The organism is Selenomonas sp. oral taxon 136 (assembly GCF_001554015.1).
In the GTDB taxonomy this organism is placed as follows: domain Bacteria; phylum Bacillota; class Negativicutes; order Selenomonadales; family Selenomonadaceae; genus Centipeda; species Centipeda felix.
This window is the reverse complement of sequence record NZ_CP014239.1, coordinates 1,676,180-1,699,311: the sequence shown is the minus strand read 5'-3', so window position 1 is coordinate 1,699,311 and position 23,132 is coordinate 1,676,180. Positions and strand designations below refer to the sequence as shown.

At 61.3% G+C, this 23,132-nt stretch carries 17 protein-coding genes; 1 reads left to right on the top strand and 16 read right to left on the bottom strand.

Annotated features, from left to right (window positions below):
- Positions 1 to 501 precede the first annotated feature (501 nt).
- The gene (locus AXE86_RS08105) at positions 502 to 3,084 is read left to right on the top strand and encodes a cell division FtsA domain-containing protein (protein ID WP_061946155.1); all 2,583 of its coding nucleotides are present in this window, start codon (positions 502 to 504) and stop codon (positions 3,082 to 3,084) included.
- A gap of 211 nt (positions 3,085 to 3,295) precedes the next feature.
- On the opposite strand, the gene AXE86_RS08100 is transcribed toward AXE86_RS08105, so the two are convergent.
- The 16 genes from AXE86_RS08100 to AXE86_RS08025 all read right to left on the bottom strand — a co-directional run bounded on the left by AXE86_RS08100 (position 3,296) and on the right by AXE86_RS08025 (position 23,096).
- Positions 3,296 to 4,165 carry a lysophospholipid acyltransferase family protein gene (locus tag AXE86_RS08100; RefSeq protein WP_061946153.1) on the bottom strand — a complete coding sequence of 290 codons (870 nt, stop codon included), beginning with the start codon at positions 4,163 to 4,165 and terminating at the stop codon, positions 3,296 to 3,298.
- Between the two features lies 1 nt (position 4,166).
- Entirely contained in the window at positions 4,167 to 5,189 is a 1,023-nt protein-coding gene (lpxD, locus tag AXE86_RS08095; protein ID WP_061946151.1) for a UDP-3-O-(3-hydroxymyristoyl)glucosamine N-acyltransferase, read from the bottom strand.
- A gap of 11 nt (positions 5,190 to 5,200) precedes the next feature.
- The gene (locus AXE86_RS08090; protein ID WP_050341571.1) at positions 5,201 to 5,632 is read right to left on the bottom strand and encodes an OmpH family outer membrane protein; all 432 of its coding nucleotides are present in this window, start codon (positions 5,630 to 5,632) and stop codon (positions 5,201 to 5,203) included.
- A 14-nt stretch (positions 5,633 to 5,646) separates the two neighbouring features.
- A complete protein-coding gene (locus AXE86_RS08085) occupies positions 5,647 to 6,708 on the bottom strand; it encodes a hypothetical protein (protein ID WP_061946149.1) in 1,062 nt (353 codons plus the stop codon).
- A 184-nt stretch (positions 6,709 to 6,892) separates the two neighbouring features.
- Positions 6,893 to 7,363 carry an OmpH family outer membrane protein gene (locus AXE86_RS08080; RefSeq protein WP_009753904.1) on the bottom strand — a complete coding sequence of 157 codons (471 nt, stop codon included), beginning with the start codon at positions 7,361 to 7,363 and terminating at the stop codon, positions 6,893 to 6,895.
- 113 nt (positions 7,364 to 7,476) lie between these two features.
- Positions 7,477 to 8,178: a hypothetical protein gene (locus tag AXE86_RS08075; RefSeq protein ID WP_061946147.1), complete on the bottom strand. Its 702-nt coding sequence runs from the start codon at positions 8,176 to 8,178 to the stop codon at positions 7,477 to 7,479.
- Between the two features lie 183 nt (positions 8,179 to 8,361).
- Positions 8,362 to 9,813, bottom strand: a complete 1,452-nt coding sequence (locus tag AXE86_RS08070; RefSeq protein WP_061946145.1) for an ArnT family glycosyltransferase — start codon at positions 9,811 to 9,813, stop codon at positions 8,362 to 8,364.
- Complete coding sequence (locus AXE86_RS08065) at positions 9,806 to 10,759, bottom strand: glycosyltransferase family 2 protein (protein ID WP_061946971.1); 954 nt, start codon at positions 10,757 to 10,759, stop codon at positions 9,806 to 9,808. The genes AXE86_RS08070 and AXE86_RS08065 overlap by 8 nt, the downstream gene beginning before the upstream one ends.
- A gap of 30 nt (positions 10,760 to 10,789) precedes the next feature.
- Positions 10,790 to 12,109: a hypothetical protein gene (locus AXE86_RS08060; RefSeq protein ID WP_061946143.1), complete on the bottom strand. Its 1,320-nt coding sequence runs from the start codon at positions 12,107 to 12,109 to the stop codon at positions 10,790 to 10,792.
- Positions 12,109 to 14,052 (bottom strand): BamA/OMP85 family outer membrane protein, encoded by a 1,944-nt coding sequence (locus tag AXE86_RS08055; RefSeq protein ID WP_061946141.1) that lies wholly within the window; start codon positions 14,050 to 14,052, stop codon positions 12,109 to 12,111. Before AXE86_RS08055 ends, AXE86_RS08060 begins: the two co-directional genes overlap by 1 nt.
- A 232-nt stretch (positions 14,053 to 14,284) precedes the next feature.
- Positions 14,285 to 14,839, bottom strand: coding sequence for a hypothetical protein (locus AXE86_RS08050; protein ID WP_061946139.1), 555 nt, complete (start codon positions 14,837 to 14,839; stop codon positions 14,285 to 14,287).
- 71 nt (positions 14,840 to 14,910) lie between these two features.
- On the bottom strand, positions 14,911 to 15,537 hold the full coding sequence (locus AXE86_RS08045; RefSeq protein ID WP_061946137.1) for a sigma-70 family RNA polymerase sigma factor: 627 nt from the start codon (positions 15,535 to 15,537) through the stop codon (positions 14,911 to 14,913).
- Positions 15,538 to 15,702: 165 nt separating this feature from the next.
- A complete protein-coding gene (locus AXE86_RS08040; RefSeq protein WP_061946135.1) occupies positions 15,703 to 20,037 on the bottom strand; it encodes a translocation/assembly module TamB domain-containing protein in 4,335 nt (1,444 codons plus the stop codon).
- Positions 20,038 to 20,076: 39 nt separating this feature from the next.
- Positions 20,077 to 21,603, bottom strand: coding sequence for a TolC family protein (locus AXE86_RS08035; RefSeq protein WP_061946133.1), 1,527 nt, complete (start codon positions 21,601 to 21,603; stop codon positions 20,077 to 20,079).
- A 181-nt stretch (positions 21,604 to 21,784) separates the two neighbouring features.
- Positions 21,785 to 22,117, bottom strand: coding sequence for a 50S ribosomal protein L17 (rplQ, locus tag AXE86_RS08030; protein ID WP_061946132.1), 333 nt, complete (start codon positions 22,115 to 22,117; stop codon positions 21,785 to 21,787).
- Between the two features lie 19 nt (positions 22,118 to 22,136).
- Positions 22,137 to 23,096, bottom strand: a complete 960-nt coding sequence (locus AXE86_RS08025) for a DNA-directed RNA polymerase subunit alpha (protein ID WP_050341591.1) — start codon at positions 23,094 to 23,096, stop codon at positions 22,137 to 22,139.
- Positions 23,097 to 23,132 lie beyond the last annotated feature (36 nt).

The window sequence follows — 23,132 nt, the reverse complement described above, 5'->3', positions numbered from 1 at the left end:
TTTTAGGGAAGCACGGATAAATTCAGCACCGCCATCTTAGCACATCGTTTTCTCGGCAATGATCGAAAAAATTATATCACTGAGTGCATCCATGCGTCCTGCAATATATTTATTATATTCCCCGATTTGTCAAGTCTTGCGACGTATTTTTTTTTATGCTATCATAAAGACCAAGAAGGTGCGCCTTAGGTGTGCGTATGTCTTATCAATGTCTAACCTACAGATTTTCTAGGGAATCCGATTTGATTTCGGTCAAAGTGAAACACTTCGGTGAACGCGGAAGCCGAACTTAGGGTACCCACCTGCTTTACGCAGGTATAGACATATAGGGCGTACGGCATTTCAGACCCCTCTCTTCCGGTCAGAGCGGAACTGCCATACGGCAGCTTTGTTCTGACCTTTTTGTCGTATATTTCCCCCGTGAGGAACGGCAGGAATTTTCCAAAATAACACGAATAAAAATATAGATAATATACTATGTGTTTGACAAGGGAGATCGAAATGTCGGATCTGGATACAACGAACGAAGATTCTGCCGCCGCATCTGCACCCGCAAAGCGGCGCGGCCGCCCCAAAAAACGTGTGCAGGAGGGGCCGGAAACGGCGGCAAAGAAACGCGGCCGTCCGAAGAAAACCGAACAGGCCGCACCGACACGCCGCGAGCGTCCGAAGGAGCTAGTCTTCGCGCTCGATATCGGGACGCGCAGCGTGATCGGCATTGTCGCTGAACAGCGTGACGGACTGCTGCACATCCTGGCGACCGACCGCCTCGAGCACCGCACGCGTGCCATGCTCGACGGGCAGATTCACGATGTGCCGCAGGTCGCTGCCATCATCCGCGAGGTCAAGCACCGCCTCATGGAGCGTACAGGGCCGTTGACCAGTGCCGCCGTGGCAGCGGCAGGGCGTGCCCTCTACACGATGACAGCGGATGCCGAGCAGGACTTCACGGGCACGATCACACCTGCACAGCAGCGCGACCTCGACTTTGCAGGCGTGCAGGAGGCACAGAAAAAACTGGCTCACTCCCACACGGTCGATGATCCAACGCGTTACTACTGCGTCGGCTACAGCACGATCCGCTATACGCTCGACGGCAACGAGCTCAAGACGCTCATCGGACAGCGCGGGCGCAAGGCGACGGCGACCGTCATCGCAACCTTTCTGCCGCGGCAGGTCGTGGACTCCATGCAGTCGGCACTGCGCGAGACGCACCTCGAGATGCGTGCCCTCACGCTCGAGCCAATTGCGGGCATCAACGTCCTCATCCCGCCGACGATGCGCCATCTGAATCTCGTGCTCGTCGATATCGGCGCGGGCACATCGGACGTCGCCATCACGCGCAACGGCTCAGTCATCGCCTACGGCATGGTTCCGATGGCAGGCGACGAGATCACCGAGTCCATCTCGCGTGAGTACCTCCTCGACTTCAACATCGCCGAGGACATCAAGCGCAAGGCGGCGGACGGACAGGATGTCTCCTTTACCGACATCCTCGGCATGAAGCTCTCGCTCACCGCCGAGCAGGTGCTCGCCGCCATAAAGCCCGGGGTCGAACATCTCGCGAAGGCGATCGGCAAGCAGATCCTCGAACTGAACGGCGAACCGCCACAGGCGGTCATGCTGGTCGGCGGCGGTGCACGCACACCGATGATGACGGAGCTCGTAGCAGAGGCTCTCGGCATCCCCGCCGGCCGCGTCGCCGTGCGTCATCCCGACACGGTGGACGGCGTCGCCGATCTGCCCGAGGAGCTGCGCGCCCCCGACGCAGTCACGCCGCTCGGCATCCTGAAGATCGCATCGATCAACACGCTGCATTTCCTCGCGGTCTGGATCAACGACATCGAGTACAGTCTCTTCAACTTCCGCGAGCTCAACGTCTCCGACGCCCTCCTCGCGGCGGGCATCAGCCTGCGCAAGTACAACGGACGTCCCGGCATGGGGCTGATGCTGACCGTGAACGGCGAGCGGCGGAGCTTTCCGGGGACGATGGGAACGCTCGCCCAGATCACCATCGACGGCAAGAGCGCGAGCCTCGACTCCCCCATTCACGACGACTGCCGCATCAAGCTCGTCGCAGGGGAGAACGGAACCCAGCCGACCGTGCGTCTCAGCGACGTGATCGGCAGCACGAGTGGCTACAATGTCGTGCTCAACGGAGAGGAGACCTCCGTCCCCACGAGCATTCTCATCAACGACGCTGTACCTGAGGGCGACCCGATTCTGCGAGACGGCGACACCGTCGTCTCGCGCCGCGACCGCACCCTCGGTGAGGTGCTGCGCGCAGCGCATCTCCCGCCGACGGGACGACGCATCTCCTACACGCTGAACGGGGAGGCACGCCGCTTCTCCGCCCTCCCGAAAATCACGCTGAACGATGCGCCCGCCGCGCTCTCCACCATCCTGCGTGAGGGCGATGTCATCGACTACGAGGAGACTGCCATCCCGACGCTCGAGACCGTGCTCGATCTCTCCTCGCTGGCCTCGTATGCGACCATCACCTACGAGGGAAAGGAGCATAGCGTTCCTGCGGCGGGGCAGGTACTCACCATCAACGGGCGTGAGGCATCGCCCGGCACCATCGTCGAGGACGGTTCCGTCATCGCCTATCAGAAAGGACGGGGGACGGCGAACGTCAGCGAGGCGCTGCTCGCCGTTGGCTTTACCCCGCCGCCCGCGACCAGCCGCGTCACCTTCGCAATTCTCGTCAACGGGGTACGTGCGGACTTCACGAGCCCCATCCACACAGGGGACACGCTGGAGGTCGTACTCACGCCGATTGATGCACCGCCCACATCGTCTGCATCCGCCTCTGCGACGACGGGAAAACCCGCCGATGATCCCGCTGCTCCCGCAGCGAGCACGATCCTCTCGGGGATCGCAGCGCGTGCGGCACAGGCCGCGGATGGGTCGGCGCTCTTCGACGCATCGACCGAAACGACGGAGAGCGGCACTGTGGCGGCCGCCAATACTGGGGATCAAAGCGTTCCGCCATCCCCACAGAATACGACAACACCAAGCGCTCAAGAGGCACCGCACACAGGCACAGCGATCACCGTGGAGTCGCTGATGCGCTACGATTGATCGATGATGGATTGAACATATAGAAAAGTGGCTGTTGCACGAAGTCGCGAACTTCGTGCAACAGCCACTTCTTTGTGCCCCTTCCACCGCTTGCGCGGTCCCCCTTCCCCGTGACCACGGGGAAGGCTTAGGATAACGGTATATTCGCTTTCCCCTTTGACGGGGGAGTGGCGAGCGCAGCGAGCCAATGGGGGATATGCAGAGCCCTTTTTTATTCCTTCCGCATGGACTTCCAGCGATCATGCAGCCAGAACCACTCGTCGGGATAGCGGCGAATCCACGCCTCGATGTGCGCACTCACCTCCTGCGTCACACGCAGGACGTCGGCAGCGCGGTCATCTGTCTTTTCCACATAGAGCGGTTTCTCGATGGTAAGCTCATGATGTCCGTCCGCGCGGCGGTGCATAAAGACGGGAAAGATCGGTACCTCGCAGCGGCGTGCAATCGCCGCCGCCCCCGTAAAGGCGTTCGTCTCCTGTCCGAAGAAATCGACGACGACGCCGTCGCGGCGCGACGGATCCTGATCGCTGAGCAGCCCGATGATCCAGCCCTGATCGATCATGCGGAACATCTCACGCACGCTTGAACGATAGGTGACGTGCATCCCGACAAGCATGCGGTACTCATTGATGAAGCGATCCATCCCCGCTGCACTCTGCCGTTTTGCCACGCCGACAATCGGCAGTCCTGCCAAGGCAAGCGCACCGCCCATGAGCTCCCAGTTGCCGCTGTGCGAGGTTGCGATGATTGCTCCCTCGCCCTGCGCCAGTGCCGCGCGCATCGTATCCAGCGCCCCCGTAATCGTCACGTAGTCCTCAATATGACGGCGCAGGACGGGAAAGCGCAGCACCTCCATCAGCATCGGTCCAAAGCGCAGCGTACTCTCCCGCGCGATGCGCTCTGCCTCTGCGGTCGATACGTGAAGGCAGCGCTCGATCTGCGTCTGCGCGAGCCGCTTGCGCCGCGCGGGGATAAACGGCCAAAGGAGGCGCGCCAGTCCCGCGCCGATCATCATGGCGGCGCGGTGCGACAGGAGACAGACGAAATGACTGAGAAGTTTGACCGCCCAGTAAGACAGCATCTCAGCTCTTTCCGCGCAGTTCTTCGATGGTCTTTTCGAGGGCTTTGACCTTCTTCACCATCTCGGGCAGACGGCGCATCGCCGCCTGTACGCGCAGCCACTCAGCGTGGGACTGAACGGGGAAGCCCGCACAGAACACCCCCTCAGGCATATCGCCGATGATGCCGGAGCGCGCCGCATAGACGGAGTTCGCGCCGATGGAGATATGTCCGACCGTTCCGACCTGCCCGCCAAAGGTGACGTTATGTCCGACCTTGGTCGAGCCGGAGATCCCCGTCTGCGCGACGATGAGGCAGTTCTCTCCGATGCGGCAGTTATGCCCGATGTGGACGAGGTTGTCGATCTTCGTCCCCTTGCCGATCACCGTTGCCCCGAGGGTAGCGCGGTCGATTCCGACATGAGCGCCGATCTCCACGTCGTCCTCCACGACGACGCCGCCGACCTGCGGCACCTTGGTATGCACCCCCGCCTCGGTCGTAAAGCCGAACCCGTCCGCCCCGATTACGGCGCAACTGTGGATCGTGCAGCGCGCACCGATGCGGCAGTGCTCGCGCACGACTGCATTCGAATAGAGCACCGTATGATCGCCGATCACACTGTACTGCCCCACATAGGCATGCGGATAGATCGTCACACCGTCGCCGAGCACCGCATGATCGTCTACATAGGCAAAGGGCAGCACCGTCACTCCCGTGCCGATGCGCACATCTGCACCGATATACGCCTCGTCACTGACCCCGGCAGCGTGTTCGATGGCAGGGGTAAAGATCATGAGGAGACGTGCAAACGCCGCCTTCGGATCATCGACGAAGATATGCGGGCACGAAAAGCCCTCCGTTCCCGTCGGCAGAAGGAGCGCCGCCGCAGATGCGGCGCGCGCCGCGTCGATGTGGGGTGGAACGGCAAAGGCGAGATCCCCCGCCCCCGCCTCGTCCAGCGAAGCGAGCCGATGAACGACCGTGCTGCCGCCGCTGCCGACCGTTCCGCCGACAAGCTGTGCGATCTCATTGACTGTCTTTTCCATGCCCTACCCTCTTACTGGAGTTTGCCGATGACTTCATCCGTGACGTCCACGCCGCCCGAGAGGACGCTCGGATACTTCTTCGAGCTATCTAGGACGACGTCCAGCTTCTTCTCCTTGACAATATCCTGCATTGCGGCGTTCAGCTTCTGTTCGAGCTGGATGCTATACATCTGCTGCAGCCCCGCCATCTTGCGCTGGGTATCCATCTGGAGCTGCTGCGACTCCTCCGCCGTCATGTTCGGGTTCGCGGTGAACTTGCTCTGTGCGTCCTGCTGCGCCTCCATGAGCTTCGTGTTCGCCTCGTCGACCACACTCTTCAGCTGCGGAGCTTCCTCCTGGACGCGCGCACGGTCAACGGTGCCGACGTGCACCTGACCGCAGCCCGCCAGTACCGTACTGCCCACGAGGAGGAGCGCTGCCGCTGCTTTATTGAAATACTTCATCGATCCATATCCTTTCATTCCCGCGTTGTCTGTTCCGTCGTAATGCTCTGCATCTCACGCACCATATCTGCCGTCACATCCCGTGCCGCATCCGCTGTAACGGGCGGCATATAGCGACGCTGAACGAAGGGGCGTGCGGGAGCGAGATGCGCCGCATCGTCCGCCTGCGGGGCGGTGAGGATGAGGGAAAGGTGCTGCATCAGTGCGATCTTTGCCGCACGGCTGCGCACATCCCGCCAGATGGCTTCCTCGAGTGCATCTGCATCGCGGCGCACCTGCGCCAGGCGCGCCGCGCGCCTCGCGGCGGCGGCATGTGCGTCCTGCGCCTTTGCAGCGCGTTCCATCGCAGCGGCGTTGCGTTCCTCCGCCTCCGCCTTCTGGCGATCCGCCTCCGCCTTCTGTGCGTCGATGGTTGCCTTTGCCTTTGCCGTCCACGCCGCCTGCTGCGGCTCGATGCGCGCGGCGACGCGGGCGCGGATCTCCTCCTGCCATGTGCGGTAGAGCTCCGCCTGACGTGCGCCGCGCTCCTGCCGCAACGCCTCACGCTGCGCCTCAAGCCCTGCACGCTCCTGCGCCAGTTCATCCTCAGAGACGCGCGGCCCGTGCATCGCGCGCTGATTATCGAGCTTCAGGTTGATGTTTGTGATCGCATTTTGATACTCGTCGTCGATCTGCTTCTTCCGCCGCTCGTAGTCGTCCTCTGTCTGTTTGCGGTAGACCTCGGTCAGGCGTTTGCGCTCACGCTCAAGCTCTACGCGTGCGCCGATCACGGTCTGCGCATTCTTTTGCCAGACGGAGTCCTGAAACGGTTCATCGTCCGCTGCCGGCGGCGTCAGAGAAAACACCTCCGGGACATCCCTCACCGCAAGAGCAAGGGTCGCCTCCTCGGCGCGCAGCTCCATGAGGCGCGCATAGGAGGGATGCGCAGTGAGCACCTCGGAGATGCGCATGACGGCAATATCCTCCGCCGCACGGGGCTGCTCCTGCGCGGGCAGGAAATAGCACACGGCGGCAATCACGAGGAGCACGATGCCCCCTGCCAGAATCTCTCTGCGCCGCGTCTTCCAGAGCTCCATGCATCTCCCTCCGTGACGAAATTGCCATATGAAACAGCGACTTCATACAAAGGAATCACTGATAAAATCCGTCACAGCATCCCGACGCTTCTTTTACGCCAGTCCGAGGGACTTCCTTTTATCAGTGATTCCTAAAATGTACCGGGCATCGTTCTGTCCGCTACATATAGCTGGTCGCGGCGATTTACTTGCTGCTGCCCAGTTCCTTGATGACGTCCTGCGTCACGTCCTGTCCGCCATAGACGACAGCACCCTTCTCGATGACGACGGAAAGCCCCTTCTTCTCGGCGACCTTCTTAACGGCATCCTGAATGCTGTTCTCGATCGGCTCCATCAGCTCCTCATTCTTCTGCTGGAGGCGCTGCATCGTCTGCTGATAGTAATCCGACTTCTCCTGATCGTTCATCGATGCAGACTTCGTCTCAAAATCCGCCTGTGCCTCCTGCGACGCCTTCTGCATCTCGGCGTTCGCTGCAGCGAGCTGCGGATGCTGGCTGCCGACCTGACGGTAGTCCACAACGCCAACGGAGGACGACGCCGCCGAGGCGATGCCCGAGCCACTCTGCGTCAGTGCAAGCGCGACAACCGAGCCAACAAAGACAACCGCGATGAGGATGCTGATAATCTTAACCTGCTTCTGTTCGAGTTTGATCATGAATGAATTCTCCTTTTCTCCTAAAGATGTTCAATCCTTCGACCGAACGCCCCCATTATAGCAAAGAGCGTACAATAGTTCAATGAAGATTTGCTGATAAAATACGCATCCTGTTACTTGACAACGCGATAGCCAACCAGCGTGGGGTCGAGACGCACGTTCGAGAGAGCGGGATCCATCGCCACGAGCGTGATGCCGGTATCGAGGTTGACATCAACCAGGACATCGTTCTGGAAGCGCAGACGTGCGACATAGCCGTCACGAATCGGCCATCCGTAGGTCACCGTCTCCTGTCCCGGCATAACATCCCAGCCGATCTGCTCACCGACCCCGCCGAGCACTGCCTGCGCCTCCGCAAGGCTCATGCCGTAGCTGAGATCGCGGCACGCATCCTTCGTCACAGGGCTGCTGACGGAGCCCTCAGCAATGGCGTCAGAGGCACGCAGCTCCTTGCGCGTCAGGCGGAGTCCGCTGAGCGGATCGTTCAGGCAGTTGTTTCCCGTAAAGGTGCAGTCCACCACCTTGTACGTACCGTTCTGCCAGCGATAGGTATAGGTATAGATACCGTTGACGATGCTCTGATGGATGAGCTTGCCCTCCTTGCCGTAGAGTGCAGCGACATCGGCGACGCTGGAGCCCGGCGCGATCGAATCGAAGTTATCCGCCGTGATGACCTCCTGATGGTCGCGCTCCCCCTGCAGTGCGCCGTTGATCGGTGCACGGTTTGCGGTCTGCTGGCTGCCGCAGCCCGCGGCGAGAACCGCCGATGCGGCGACGGCCGCCGCGGCAAGTCCGATTTTCTTCCTATTCAGCATAGTACTCTCCCTCTTTCTCCACCAAGCCGCCCCCGGCGGCAAAATCACTATATCCTATCATACACCAATCGACGCCAACATTCAAGGCGTCCCCGACGAAGGCTCTCTGTCAAAAGCTGTGCTCGCGCATGTGCCACCACCATGCCGCGGCTTTCGTTCCAGTGCCGCACGGGGAAGAGAGGATTACGGTACGCGCCGATAGACGCGCAGTTTCTCACGGCCCTCCGTCGGCATCGTGCCGAGCAGCTCCCATCGTCCGTCTGCCATCATCTCATCGAACGTGGCGAAGGCGTGCCGCTCCACGACGAGGTACACCGTCCGGTCCTGCGGCAGTTCGTCGAGGGGGAGGAACGGCATGACATTCTTGCTGTTCCAGCTCATCGCCTTCGGCGCACGCGCGGTGATCTCCTCACGCGTCGCGAGCGCGTACATCGGATGTCCCGTGTAGTAGGGAACCGTCGCCGTATAGTCGCCGCAGGAGACGAGGAGATCCTCCTCCTGCATCGTCTGCATGAGGAGTTCCGCCGCCGCCTTGCCGCTGAAATGCCCGTCGCGCGGCGCATAGTGCACAGCGCCGAACACGACGGCGAGATAGAGCACGCCGCCGAGGAGCGCCCCCGCACGCAGCACGCGCGTATTCTCGCGAAGGAGATGTGCCGTCAGGATCGCCGTCGGCAGGAAGGCGGGAAAACTGTAGGTGGGGTACTTCGTCGCCATGAGCTGAAAAAACACGGGCACGACGATCGCCCAGACGAGGAGAAACTGCGTCCCCGCATCGAGAACGGGACGTGTGCGCCACGCCCGCAGAAGCGCGAGCGGCAGGGCAAAACTCCACGGGAACATCCCGAGGAAGTAGATACCGAGATAGAAGTACCACACATTCCACTGCGCGTGCTCTGAGACCATTGCACGCAGGACATTGTGAATCCCGAGGAAGGTGTTCACAAAGTCTGCCCCATGCGCCAAATACATATAGATGTACCACGGCGCACAGACTGCTGCGAGCACGAGCAGCCCCGTCGGCAGGGCGATCCGTCCGAGCGCGCGCAGATCGCGACGCACAGCGAGATAGACGAGGATCACGAGCCCCGGCAGGAGAAAGCCGACAGGCCCCTTCGTCAGCACGCCGAGCCCCGCACACGCATAGGCGAGATAGAAATAGCCGCGCCGCCCGTCCCGATAGCCGAGGCAGAACGCGCCGAGCGTCCCGCCGAAGAACACGAAGAGCGTCAGATCGGTCAGGATGAGTTTGGCAAGGAATCCATAGAGCACGCACGAGCCGAGAATGACCACCGACCAGAACGCCGTCCGCGCATCATAGAGCCGCCGCGCGAGCGCGTAGGTGAGGAGCAGTCCCGCCGATGCAAAGAGCGCAGGGAAAAATCGTGCGGCAAAGTCCGTCACACCGAAGACGGAGAACGCAGCGATCAGTTCCCAGTAGAAGAAGATGGGTTTATCGTACCAGTAATTTCCGTAGATCTGCGGCGAGAGATAATTCCCCGCCGCGAGCATCTCCTTTGCCGTCTGCGCGTAGTTCACCTCGACGGGTGCCGTCACGGGAAGAGCTGCATTTCCCCAGAAAAAAAGGGCGGTGAAAAAGAGCAGCACCACCCCCAGCCGCATCCGATCATCCATCGTGCGCCTCCTTTTCCGCCGCCTGTGGCCTGTTGTCACACGCAATCAAGTAGAGCGGGCGATCCTTGACCTCCTGCAAAATCCGTGCGATATACTCCCCGCACACGCCGAGCATCATCATCTGCATCCCGCCGAAGAACAGGCTGCATACGACGATGGTCGACCAGCCCGGCACAGTCTCCCCGCGCAGCGTCTCAAAGAGGACGTGGAGGAAGAGCACCACGGCCAGCAGCGCGGACATCAGCCCCACATAGAGCCCCGCACGCAGCGGCTGCACCGAGTAGGCGAGGATGCCGTCGAGGGCGAACGAGATCATGCGCCGCAGCGAGAACTTCGAGCTGCCCGCATAGCGCGCCTGCGCGACGAAGTCCACCGTCGTCCGCCGAAAGCCGAGCGAGCAGACGATGCCGCGGATAAAGCGCGCGTGCTCGCGGTAGCGGCGCAGTGCGAGCACCGCCTTGCGGTCCATCAGGCGGAAATCCGATCCACCCTCCTGAATCTCCACATCCGTCAGCAGGTTCAGGAGACGGTAGTAGTAGGTAGAGGTCATGCGCTTAAAGACGGAGACCCCCTCCGTCGTCAGGCGCACGGTCTGCACGATGTCAAAGCCCTCCTCCCACTTTTCGAGGAGCTGCGGCAGGAGCTCGGGCGGATGCTGCATATCCCCGTCCATCGTGATGACCGCATCGCCGTCCGCATGATCGATGCCGCAGGTCAGAGCAAGCTGATGCCCATAGTTGCGTGCGAGAAAAATCGAGCCGATGCGACCATCTCGCTCACCCAGCATGCGCAGGATCTCACGGCTGCGGTCGGAGGAACCGTCGTCGATGAAGAGCAGCTCATAGTCATAGGGCAGACGCCCCATCACCTCCTCCACCGTCGCCGCAAAATGCGCGATGTTCTCCTCCTCGTTGTAGACCGGAACGACGATTGAAATGCGTTTCACGATGTCTCCCACGTCCCCTTATGATAATTTCTAAAAATTCCCGATCAAACGCAGCCACCGATCGTCCCGATCGATGAGCCCTGCGATGCTGAGGAAGTCGTGCAGCTTGTAGCGCAGCTCCCACTCGCCCGTACCCTCATCGGTCCAATGCTCATAGCGGAGCAGCCAGCGCGGGTGAAAAGCGTAGCTGCCCGCCACCGAGAACCGGCCGTCCGTCACATCCCAGCGGAGTTCGCCCGTAAGGCGCGGCAGCAGCGTGCGGGCATAGCCAACGCGCCACGAAAAGCGCACATCCTCGGGAGCGGCATCCATCTCCGCATAGAGTTCATCGCGCGGACTGAGCATCCGCCCTGCGTGCAGCCGCGCACGGAGATCGCGGCGCTCCCCATGGGTGTCCTTGGCACTGCGCCCGACATCGAGCCAGCCCGTGAGTCGCAGGCGGTAGCGCGTCGTATCGCTGCGGCTCATGACCGCCATCCGCTCGCCCGGCGTGATCGTCACGTGCGACGTGAGATGCAGACTGCGTAGGGCAGGCATGGCGTCAAGCTGCGTGCCGAGACGTTCCTCAAGCGCCGCACGGTGACGCGCGACGAACGGGACGGGCACGCCGACGAGGCGGTTCACCTCCGTCTCCATTGCCGTACGCTGGGAAAGCAGTGCGGCATTGGGAACGGTATCCGAGCGCATCGAGAGATCGACCGTCCGCACGACCGGCAGGCGCGGATAGACCGTCAGCCGCACCGTCGCCGTCGGCGCCACATCGACATCGTAGTCCGCGCGGAACTCGGGCAGATGCTCCTCCATATAGGCGGCAAGCTGACGCTTCAGTGCCCCCGATGCCCAGTCCGTTGCCGCGACGGGCAGGCCGACGAGTGCATCGGAAAACACCCGCTCCGCCCCCGCGAGATCCGTGCGCACGAGTGCCTCAATTGCGGGCGGCATGCCCTCCACTTCGGACACAACGGCAACGCTCCGAATCGTATCCGCCCACGGAGCAAGGTGAATCTCCACCGTCGTCCGCACCGCCGGCGTCACCGTCACGCGTGTCACCGCGTAGCCGACGAGCAGACGGTCAAACACCGCCCCGATGATTTCCGCTTCCTCCCCGGCCGCGATGTCCGCCGTGCGCCGGCCCTCCATGCGCTCTGCCGCAATCGCAGCGACCGTGCGCTCCATACGCGCACGCACAATGGGCGGGATCGGCTGATCTCCTACGACAATAGCCGCAGTTTCCTCCACGCGGGAGGTCTCTGCGGCATAAACAGGAGAAACGATTGCGCATGCAGCAAGAATGCCAAGCAGCACGAGCGACAGACGCACAGTGCACAGCAGGGAGATGCCCTGCCGCATCAGAATGTGCCGCCGACGCGGAAGTGGACGCGTCCGCCCTGCGACCCACGGCCGTAGTCCAGACGCAGCGGACCAATCGGCGTGTTGAGACCGAGCCCGACGCCGACGCTGCCGTGCAGATTCTCCGGCGCAAAGCCACTATCCCACGCCCCGCCGTAGTCCGTGAAGAGCGCGCCCGTCACCTTGGAGACGATTGGGAAGCGGTACTCAAGCGAGAGCAGCGCCATGCGGTTGCCACGGAACTGATCCTCGCGGTAGCCGCGGATCGTATCCTGTCCGCCGAGACGGAACTGATTGTACTCGGAGATCGACCCGTTGCCGACCCCGTACTGCCCGCGCGCCACGAGCACCTGTGCGTGTCCGACCTTGAAGTACTGGGCATCGCTGATCGTGTATTTCTGGAAATTGAAGTCTCCGCCAAAGCCTGCAAACTCCGCCGAGAGCGACGCGCGCGCACCCGTCGTCGGCTCGTACACATTGTCGCGCGTATCCGTCACGTGCTCGAGCGTAATGCTGCGCGTCGTGCCGAAATTCTTGCCGATCCACGGTGCGTTGAGGCTGCGGTCGCCTGCCAGTCCGTTCTCCGTGTGACGGACATACTTATCCTTGCGGTTCTTCAGCGTGATGAAATTCGTCGAGTACTCGCTCATCGGTCGGCTCAGGGTGAGCTCGCCGCCCGAGTATTTGCGCATGAACGACTCCACATGGTCGCCATTGGAGTTGTAGTCGTCGTATTCGTAGGTGCGGTTGTAGAGACGCACCGTCCCCGACGTTTCCTTCTTATCGAGCCACGGGCGGCGATACATAAACGTATAGCCGCGCGCATCCGTATCGTCACCGCTCATCTCATAGCTGAGACTGATGGTGTCGCCCATCCCGCGGAAATTCGTGTCGCTGATGCTCACCATGCCGACCATGCCGTCGGAGCTCGAGTAGCCCGCACCGATGCCGAACGAGCCCGTGCGCTTCTCCTTGACATCGATCTCCATGACGACCGCATTCGGCTCCACGCCCGGATTCATCTTGACGTTGACATCCTCGAAGAAACCGAGGTTGTAGACACGCTGCATACTGCGGCGTGCCTGATTGGCGTTGAACGGTTCGCCGGGCTTCTGGCGCATTTCGCGGAGGATGACGCGCTCCTTGGTCTTCTTGTTGCCCTTGACCTTATAGCCCTCCAGCGTCCCCTCGCTGATGCGGATCGTGAGCGTCCCGTCCTGCGCGATGTTGAGATCTGTGATCTTGGCGAGGATGTAGCCGTCCGCGCGGTACTTCTCCTGAATCGCCTGCACATTCTCCTGCAGGGTACGCCCATTGAGCAGCTGCCCCCTCTGCACGGTCACGAGATCCATGAGATCCTTCGTCTTTTCGACCGTGTTGCCCTCGATGTGCACTTCCTTCAGCACCGGATTTTCCAGCACGTGATAGATCAGTACAACGCCCTCGGGCACCTCTTCAAAGACAGGGTAGAGATCGTAAAAATACCCCGTCGCGTAGATCGCGTCGCGATCCTTGACGAGCACATCCTCCGCCAGAGCATCTCCGACGTGCATGGCAATCGCCTCACGCGCTGCCTTCTCCGTCGCCTCAGAGCCTCCCACAAAGTTGATCTCGACGACTGTCTTGCCCACCTCTGCCGCAAGTCCCTGTGCCACAGCATCCTCACTGGGACGCGTGCTTGCCCACGCAGACGCACGTGCCTCTGTCGATGCCGGCGGCGTCTTGTCCGTCAGGGCAGGACCTTGCTGCACCGGAGCTTCTTCCGGCGCGGCCTTCGGCGTATTGCTCAGGACGGGGGCCTTCGTCCCCGCCATCTCCGCAGCGGTCGCCGCACTCTCATGATCCATCGCATCTGCGGCATGACCCTGCGGCAGAGCGGATGCGGATACACCGATACCAAGTGTGACGGCAAGGGCAAGTCTGCGGTACTTTTTGCTGTTCAAAGGCGAAACCTCCTAGACCATACGCAAGCGATAGGAATCGCTGATAAAATGAAGTCCGTCAGATTGGCGTAGATTTTTCGTCCAAACGAGGTGGAAAGCCGGACGCAGAGTGGTGCTCTGTGGAGGATTTTCCGCCGAAGTGCGGGCAAAAAAGATGCGTCAAGATGGCGCGGCTGAATTTATCAGTGCTTCCGATATGCGCTTCATTCACCGTGCATCATGGATGCACGAACTACTCTCTCAAAATTTTGCCGCCGATCTGCATCAAATGCTGCATATCCGCGCTCGGCAGGCGCGACGCAGGTGCATGCGCATGCGCAGCGGGCGGTGCTGCACTCTCGTGGACAGCGGGTACTGCGGCAGGCGTTTCGTGTGCCACCACAGCAGGAGTCTCCGCCCCTTCCGTCACATGCGGCGGAAGTGGCGCAGCGACAACCGTGGTCTGCGGAGTGGGCGCAGGAGCTTCCTCCACAGGGGACTGTACTGCCGGTATTTCTGCCCGCTCCTCGATTTCTGCGGCAGGCACGGCAGCAGGTTCTTGCACCTGTATGCGCCACAGCCCCCACAGCGCGAGGGCAACGAGAGCAAGTGCCGGCAGGAGGACACGCGCCCGACGGCGCAGGCGCGCACGGTGCGTCGATGTCGTACACGCAAGCTCGGCGCGGGCAAGCATGAGCTTTAGATCGCCCGACACATCGTCTGCCCCCGCGAGAGCATCCTCTGCCCCCGCAAGCCAGTCGCGTGCCGCCCGTATGGACCGCTTGCGCTCCTCGCGTTCGCTCTCCATCGCGCTCTCCCTCCCAACGATTATACTACACAGAAGCGATAGGATTCAATAAGTATAAAATAAATTGCGAATCACCAATGCTGCATGAAACGCGAGAGCATCCCGCGAATCCGACGAATGCCGTTCTTCTGCAGGCGATAGACGTGCGCCGGCGTCACGCCGAGCGCATCCGCCATCGCGCCCGCACCTGCGCCGCCGATGGTCACGCCCTCGAGCACGAGGCGTTCGCGCACAGGGAGACGCTCCATCGCGTCGCCCACGACACCGACGAGCGCGTGGTGTTCGGCAAGCTCCGCCACGGACGGCTGCTCATCCATCAGGAGTTCCTTCGCCGTCTCATGGCTCTCCGTCTCCGCCTCAAGGCAGGGCAGATCGACATTCCCTTCACGCCGCAAAAAGTCACGGACGCGCCCGCGCACGCGATGCACGGCATAGAGACTGAACGCCGCCCCATAGTCCGGGTCATAGCGTTCCACCGCCTCGATCAGCCCGATCGTCCCCTCCTGCACCGCATCCATCGCGGCCGGCAGGGCACGGTACGGATATACCTCGCGAAAGACCAGCGGCTGATAGGCCTCGATGATGCGGCGGCGTGCCGCCATGTCGCCGTTCTCCTTATACGCACGCCAGAGCGCACGCTCCTCCTCCGGCGCGAGTTTTTGCACGGCGGAGAGTTTTTTCATATAGGCGGAAAACATGGGCACACCTCCTTTGCTAAAAAATACACAAAATAATCGATAGAACGCGCAGCAGGCGCCCCTTCCACCGCTTCGCGGTCCCCCTCCCCCCGTACCGACGGGGGAGGCATGGGATAACGACGCACCAGCTTCCTCCCCCTACTGACGGGAAAGATAGGGACATGGTCAGAACCGAATCCGCGCCTCCATGCCGATGATCTGCTCCGAACCCTCGCGGTCGTACGAGATGCCGAACGCATCGCTCAGATCGTACTGGATGCCATAGCGGCTCTTGTTCGCCGCCGCACCGAGCCCCTGCACATAGCGCACGAACACGCGGTCGCCGATGTACTTGCCGATTTCGAGATTGTACTCATTCCGCCGCTCTGCGTCGGGGACATCCTCCTTCGATTCAAACAGGCTGCCGCTGCCGCTCGACAGACGAAACACATCGAGATGCAGCATATTCTTCATCGAGTTTTCCACCTCGGAGAGCACGCTCATCTGCAGCCCGATCGCGAGCACATCCGCCGCACTGAATTTCCCCTCCCCGTTCTGAGACGCACCGCGCAGAGTCAGCATGCGGAGGATCTCCTCCTCCGACATCTCGGGCGACGACCCGAGGCGAAAATCCATGTGGTCGAGCGGGCCGCGCGCGCTCAGATAGATGCGCATATTGGTCAGACGCGTCTCGGCATAGAAGTCAATCGTGGGCAGGAACGACTCCATCTGGTTGAACGTCGCCGTCCCCTCGTGGATCTTGAACACCGTCCGCAGGTAGCTGACCGTGTCGCCGCGTCGCACGCCGATCATGCCCGTCGTCTTCGGGTGACGCGTTGTTCCGCCGAAGTGAATCTGCCCCGACGGATGCATGTCGTAGAGATTCGGGCTGAAGAAATGCACATGCCGCCCGACAGATACCCCCACATCAAGAATGATGTGCGGAAGTTCACTGTCCGTATCGGGAATCGTTGGGATCGAGATGAGCGCGCGGTCGATATCGACCGTGCCCGATACCTTCGGCAGCGTCTCGCCCCAGTAGGTATCCTCCGTCAGCTTCAGCGCGCCCGTCAGGGGGCCATCGTAGAACGACGTCTTGACTGAGAGCGCGTTCATCACGAGCATGAACTCATAGTTCGCAGGTCTTAGCCCACTCAGCCCCGTATGCCCCGTCAGGAGATAGCTGCCCGTGCCCATGCGCCCCGTGCACTCGCGTATGGCGATCGAATCGCCGAGCGCATCGACCTGCACCTCGATCTCCGTAATCGGTGTCTCAATCGCCTTGAGCTTCACCGCACCGTCCCTGATACGCAGTGAGCCGTTGATGCGCGGTGCGGCAAGCGAGCCGCGGATGGTCAGCTCACCCTCGGTACGGCCGAGTGCCCACTCGATCTCCCGTGAGAACACGGGGAGCAGGGAGAGATCGGCGTGGTCGAGGGACAGCGTGAGATCGATCTGTTCGGCGGCACTGAGCATCTCATCCGCATCCGCCGTGAGCGCGTGCAGGGGGAGCGTCCCATGCACACTTACCGTATAGTCCACGCCGCCAATGTACTTATGCACCGTCAGCTGATTGACGCGGACAACGCTCCCGCGCACCTGAATCTCGCCTGCCAGCGCATCGAACGTCCCGCCGCGCACGCCCCCGTTTTTCGCCGAGAGCGACACATCGGCGACGGGACTTTGCGCCGTCCCGCCGACGTGCGCCGTGACAGACGCCGTGCCCGACACGGGTTCATCAATACCCGCCAGCCCCGTAAAGATCCCGAGGGCAATATCGTTCGCCGTGGCATCGACATCCATCATGCCGTTAAAATCCACCGTCCCCGATGCGGAGAACGAGCCGTCCCCCTGCTTTCCCGTGAGACGGTCAATCGTCAGCACATGGTTGGAGAGGGAGACATCCAGCGACGCATCAGTGACAGGATAGCCTGCGACCGTACCTGCGGCGATCTCCCCCGTTACGCCGAGGGACGGATTATCCCGCGTCCCGCCGACCCAGATATGGCTCGTGATTGACCCGCCGACGCGATCCTCCTTCTGATTGCCCAGCGCGAGGAGTGCCCCGACATCGAAATTCTCCACATCCATGGTGCCGCGCAGCACATCCGAGTGCGTGTCGTAGTGCAGGCGCGCCGACACCTTCCCTTTCTCCCCTTGATGGAAGCCCGTGCGATCGAGCGTGACGATGCCGTTCTCGTAGTAGACGAGGCTGTGTACCTTCGTCAGCGTCACGCCGTTCATCGTCACCTCGTCCGCCTTCAGATCGCCGCGGAAGATGGGATACGAAATCGTCCCGCCGACCTGTCCGTGGAACACACCGTGCCCTGCGACAGGATAGGGGAATTTATGCGCAAATCGTTTGAAGTTCAGATCGCGCACCTCAGCGTCGAGATTGAGCACTCCCTGCGTACTGATTGTGCCGTTCAGCACCATGTCCACCATCGGGGAGTAGATGTGAAAGACCTGCAGGCGAATGACGCCGTCATCGAGGAAGTAGTCGCCGTCCATGCCCGAGAGCAATGCACCCGCGTAGCTGCCGCGATAGAAATGCACGTAGCCGACGGCGTGGGGATTGTCGAGCGTCCCCGTGAATTTAATGATGTTGTCGATGTTGCCCGTGATCGGCTGGTCGGGCGCGACGAGCGCCGCGACATCCTCCATGCGCGCCCCCATCGTGTCGATCTGCACATTGATGCGCCGTTCTCCGGTAAAACCGATCGTGCCATTGACGAGCCAGACCTCGCGCCCATTCCGCTCCATCGAAAAATCATGGATGCCGATGCCAGAGAGCGAGCCCTCCGCGCGGAAGATCAGGCTGTCAAAGGGCTGATACATCAACTGTCCGCGCGTCGCCGACACCTTCATCTCCACGTGTGGATCCGCGATATCGCCGTGCACCTCGCCGCTGATGTCCGCGAGTCCTGCAAAGCTCAGCCGATCATCGAGGCGGTTTAGCAGGGAGAGATCGACATGGCCGCCGTAAAAGCGGAGATCGAGCGCCGCCCCGCCGCGGATCGTCCCCTCGACGCCAAGATCCGTTCCATGGGGAAGGTTTAGGCTGAGAAAATCAATCGTCAAATCCTGACCGCGCAGGGAAAAGGATGCATTCGCGCGCTCAATCGGCACGGCGCGGTACATCCCATCCAGCACCTCTGCGCTGCCGTAAACGGCAAGCCCCGTGCGCTCCGTTCCCTGTCCCTCGATGCCGAGATCGGCAGAGAGTATGCCGCTGAGATCCGCAGGGAGCGGCAGCTGTGCGTCCGTCCGCAGGTGGTCAAGGGGAAGGCCCTCGATTTTCAGATGTGCCGCATAGGAGAGATCTGCCGCCGAAAGCGTGCCCTCACCCGCGATATTCCCGCCGAACGCCTCCGCTGCAAGATTTTGAAACGAGAGTATTCCGTCCGCGTATGCAACATCGGCATCGGCGCGGGTGACATCGATATCGCTGACCGTCCCGCCCTCTGCCGACACGTGCCCATCGACCGTCGGAGCATCCATCGTCCCCGTCACGCGGACATCGGCAGAGACAGTTCCCGTATAGGGGCTCTCGGCATAGACCGCCGCGGGGGCAAAGCGCTCCGCACGCACGCGCAGATCGAGATAGGGCGCATCCGTATCGAGGCGCACCGTGCCGTCGACGCGCGCCGTCTGCTCCGCCGCCGTCGCCGTTGCCGCCACGAAGAGAGCGCGCTCGTCAAAGCGCAGTGCCGCACTCGTCAGCGTCGTCTGCGTGCCGTAGAGATCGGCATCCGCCCGAATCCCCTCGATCCACCCCTCCATCGTACGCGCCCCGTCCACGAGACGCAGCCCCGCGCGCACGCGGTCAGCGTGCAGTGCCCGGATCTGCACGCGCTCGGGCAGTGTCCCCTCGGGCAGGAGGGAGAGGAGCGGCGTCAGATCTGCATCATCTGCCGTGAGCTGCACATCCTGCACATCGCTCGTTTTCTCTCCGCGTACGCGCAGGGGAATCCCCATGAACTGTGCCGAGGCATCATAGGAGAATGCACCGCGGTCGATGTCCACCGCACCGCTCAGATCGGTCAGTTCATAGCTGCGCCCTGCCACAGCGGCGTCCACCGTACCGTCTGCGATGCGGATGCGCCCGACAAAGGCACTCGGCTCCGCATCGTCCGAGACGAGATCGGCATAGTTCCACGAGCCGTCCTTTCGCTGCACGAGATGCGCATGCACCCCCGTCAGCAGGATCTCATTCACCGAGGTCGCCGGGGATGAAAGCAGAGAAAACAGACGAAGCGTCACCCGCGCCCTGTCGGCGCGGAGGACTTTCTCCGTCTGCTTATCGTAAATCACAATATCATCAATGGCGAGTTCATGCAGAGAACGTATCTCCACCGCGCCGACCTGCACATCCGTCCCAAGCTGCTGCGACGCGATGCGCCCCGCCGCCCGTCCGACCTCTGCCATAAAGGCCTCTGCCCGCACAATATGGACAGCGACCGCCGCGCAGAGGAGCACTGCCGCCAGCGCAATCGCGCAGACCCATGTCCTCTGTCTCATAGAACTCCCCTAAACGGACATCCGCAGATGTCCGCCGTCTCATTTTGCCATCGTCATCTCGTAGGCTGCATTGGCCGCACGGACGCGCTCGATGGAGGCAGCTGCCTCCTCCGCCGTCGGTGCCGGCTCCGCGGGACGTACCTGCGCCCCCTTCGGGGTCTCGAGCACGGCATCCTCATGGAGCACGGCTGCCTCACGGGCGGCACGGGCGCGCTTGCCATGATCGATCACACGACGATACTGCATTGCATCGAGATCGACGGGCACGCCCATGGCATTGTCAAGCGCCGCCTTGCTCGTATTGTAGTTGTAGAGTGCCGTCGCGTAATTCGTGCGCGCCGTCGTCAGATTGTCCGAGGCGCGCATGACTTCAAGGTTCGTCCCGACGCCCGCATTGTAGCGCACGCGGGCGATGTTGTAGTCCTCCTCCGCCTGCTTGACCGCCGTCTCCGTTGTCCCGATGTTCTGTTCGGCCGCACGCAGATTCAGGTACGCCGTATGCACATCGAGGCGGATGCGCTCATTCGTTGCCGCCAGAGCTTCCTCGGCTTTGCGCAGCTTTGCTTTCGCCTCGTGCACCTGCGCCGTCGTCACCTCGTTGTCGAAGATGCTCCACGCCGCACTCAGGCCGAGGGTCCATTGATCTTGTGCCTGTATGCTGTTCTTAAAGGCGTGCTCGCCCGCAATCGAGCGCGTCGCCGCTGCACTCAGCGTCGGAAGGTTTGCTGCTGCCGCCTGCTCGACCGCCGCCTCTGCCTGCTTGACCGTATAGTGCGCCGCCGCCGCATCCGCGCGGTAGACAAGGCCATAGTCCGTGCAGTCCGACAAAGCGAGATCATACACCGTATAGCGCAGCTCGTCGCTCGTCTCCAGTTCCGTATCCGTCGGCAGACCGATCACGTTGTTCAGCGTCGCGACAGCAACCGCATAGTCGTTCTTCGCCGATGTCAGTGCCTGCTGTGCATTCGCGAGCTCCACCTCGGAGGCGAGCACATCTGCGCGGGCCACCGTACCCGCGCGAAACTGCGCATTCACATCGTCGAGATGCTTCGTAAGCGTCGCGACCGTTTCCTCGCGCACCTGCACCATATTGCGCGTCTGCAGGATGTTGAAATAATCCGTCGTTGCCGTCAGGCGGATGGACTGCTTCGTCTGTTCCAGCGTGAGATCGGCCGCATTCAGCCCGTAGCGTGCCTCCTTACGCTGGGCATTGATCGTCGGATCAAAAAGTGCCATCGAAAGAGTCGCCTTATTTTCGTATGTATCCTTGTAGGGAGTGGGGTTGAGCTCCTTCGCCTTCCCGCCGACACGACCCGCCGTCCAGTCCCATGTAAGCCGAGGACCCGCACTGCGGTTTGCCGCATACAGCTGCTCATGCGCCGTATCCACATCTGCGAGCGCCTGTTTGATCGTACGGTTGTTTGCGAGCGCCATCTGCACACTGTCCGCGAGGCTGAGCTTTACCGTCTCTGCCGACACGGGCGCGGCAAATAGTCCAATCACCGCACTGAGTGCAAGGGCACGCGCGAGACGCCCTGCCAGAGTTCCCTTTGTCTTCAAGTCCATTTCCTCCTCATCCGCTCTATGGAGATACGTCAGTGGTGTAGGCTGCACTGCCCGCCCACACACAAAAAAACTGTAGGTAGGTTTTATTATATTACCAGTTCCCCGATTTTTTTTCAAATAAATTTATCGTTAACTGATATAATACACAAAAAGACCGCCCGCAGACGGTCTTTTTATTGGATTAAACGAGCTCGATGATGACCATCGGGGCGGCGTCGCCGCGACGAGGGCCGAGCTTCAAGATGCGGGTGTAACCGCTCTTCTTGTCCGTGTACTTCTCTGCGATTTCGCCGAAGAGCTTGCGCACGACATCCTCTTCCGCCAGAGCCGCAAGAGCCTGACGACGCGCACTGAGATCGCCGCGCTTCGCGAGCGTGATGAGGCCGTCGGCGAGGGAGCGCAGCTCCTTTGCCTTTGCCTCGGTCGTCTCAATGCGTCCATGCTTGAAGAAGGATGTGAGGATGCTCCTGAAGAGAGCCTTGCGGGCCGCGGAATTGCGTCCGAGCTTTCTCATGTGTTTCCCACTCCTATCGTTATTCGTTGTCCTGTCTCAAGGAGAGTCCAAGCTCCTCAAGTTTTTTCTTCACTTCATCCAGAGATTTGCGTCCCAGGTTGCGCACCTTCATCATATCGTCCTCGGTCTTCTGCGCGAGATCGGCAACCGTATTGATGCCGGCGCGCTTGAGGCAGTTGAAGGAACGAACGGAAAGATCCAGATCATCGATGGTCATCTCGAGCACCTTCGCGCTGTCGTCGACCTCCTCGGGCGGGAAGTTCGGAACTTCCTCCTCCTCCTCGACCACGCTGCCGTCCATGTTCTGGAACAGACGCAGGTGCATGACGAGGATCGCCGCCGCCTTGCTCACCGCTTCCTCAGGACGGATGGAGCCATTCGTCCATACGTCGAGGATGAGACGGTCATAGTCCGTGACGTTGCCGACACGCGTGTCCTCTACCGTGTAGTTGACACGCTGCACAGGTGAGAAGATGGAGTCGATGGGGATGACGCCGATGACGTCATCCGGTTTCTTGTTCCGATCCGCCGGAACGTAGCCGCGGCCGCGCTCAACGGTCATCTCGATCTTGAGTTTCCCCGTCTCCCCCATCGTTGCAATATGCAGTTCGGGGTTGAGGATCTCAATGTCGCTGCCGCACTCGATGTCGGCGGCGGTGACTTCGCGCGCGCCGGCCGCCTCGATGCGGATCGTGCGCGGCTCGCTGTCCTGCATGCGGATGCAGAGCTGCTTGAGTGCCAGCACGATGCTCGTCACATCATCCCGTACACCGGGAATGGTGGAGAACTCGTGCAGAACGCCGTCGATTTGGATGGAGGTGACCGCCGCTCCGTCCAAGGACGAGAGCAGCATCCGCCGCAGACTGTTGCCGAACGTCGTGCCGTAGCCTGGCTCGAGCGGCTCGCAGATGAAGCGGCCGTAACGTCCGTCCTCGCTGATCTCTGCGATCTCGATTTTCGGTTTCTCGATATCTGTCATCTATGTGCCTCCTCCATAATAAACGCGTAATGCAGA

Bases quoted from the DNA above. Each gene is read 5' to 3' on its own strand.
- AXE86_RS08105 (WP_061946155.1), top strand. From the start codon at position 502: ATGTCGGATCTGGATACAACGAACGAAGATTCTGCCGCCGCATCTGCA.
- AXE86_RS08100 (WP_061946153.1), bottom strand. From the start codon at position 4,165: ATGCTGTCTTACTGGGCGGTCAAACTTCTCAGTCATTTCGTCTGTCTC.
- lpxD (WP_061946151.1), bottom strand. From the start codon at position 5,189: ATGGAAAAGACAGTCAATGAGATCGCACAGCTTGTCGGCGGAACGGTC.
- AXE86_RS08090 (WP_050341571.1), bottom strand. From the start codon at position 5,632: ATGAAGTATTTCAATAAAGCAGCGGCAGCGCTCCTCCTCGTGGGCAGT.
- AXE86_RS08085 (WP_061946149.1), bottom strand. From the start codon at position 6,708: ATGGAGCTCTGGAAGACGCGGCGCAGAGAGATTCTGGCAGGGGGCATC.
- AXE86_RS08080 (WP_009753904.1), bottom strand. From the start codon at position 7,363: ATGATCAAACTCGAACAGAAGCAGGTTAAGATTATCAGCATCCTCATC.
- AXE86_RS08075 (WP_061946147.1), bottom strand. From the start codon at position 8,178: ATGCTGAATAGGAAGAAAATCGGACTTGCCGCGGCGGCCGTCGCCGCA.
- AXE86_RS08070 (WP_061946145.1), bottom strand. From the start codon at position 9,813: ATGGATGATCGGATGCGGCTGGGGGTGGTGCTGCTCTTTTTCACCGCC.
- AXE86_RS08060 (WP_061946143.1), bottom strand. From the start codon at position 12,109: ATGCGGCAGGGCATCTCCCTGCTGTGCACTGTGCGTCTGTCGCTCGTG.
- AXE86_RS08050 (WP_061946139.1), bottom strand. From the start codon at position 14,839: ATGGAGAGCGAACGCGAGGAGCGCAAGCGGTCCATACGGGCGGCACGC.
- AXE86_RS08045 (WP_061946137.1), bottom strand. From the start codon at position 15,537: ATGTTTTCCGCCTATATGAAAAAACTCTCCGCCGTGCAAAAACTCGCG.
- AXE86_RS08040 (WP_061946135.1), bottom strand. From the start codon at position 20,037: ATGAGACAGAGGACATGGGTCTGCGCGATTGCGCTGGCGGCAGTGCTC.
- AXE86_RS08035 (WP_061946133.1), bottom strand. From the start codon at position 21,603: ATGGACTTGAAGACAAAGGGAACTCTGGCAGGGCGTCTCGCGCGTGCC.
- rplQ (WP_061946132.1), bottom strand. From the start codon at position 22,117: ATGAGAAAGCTCGGACGCAATTCCGCGGCCCGCAAGGCTCTCTTCAGG.
- AXE86_RS08025 (WP_050341591.1), bottom strand. From the start codon at position 23,096: ATGACAGATATCGAGAAACCGAAAATCGAGATCGCAGAGATCAGCGAG.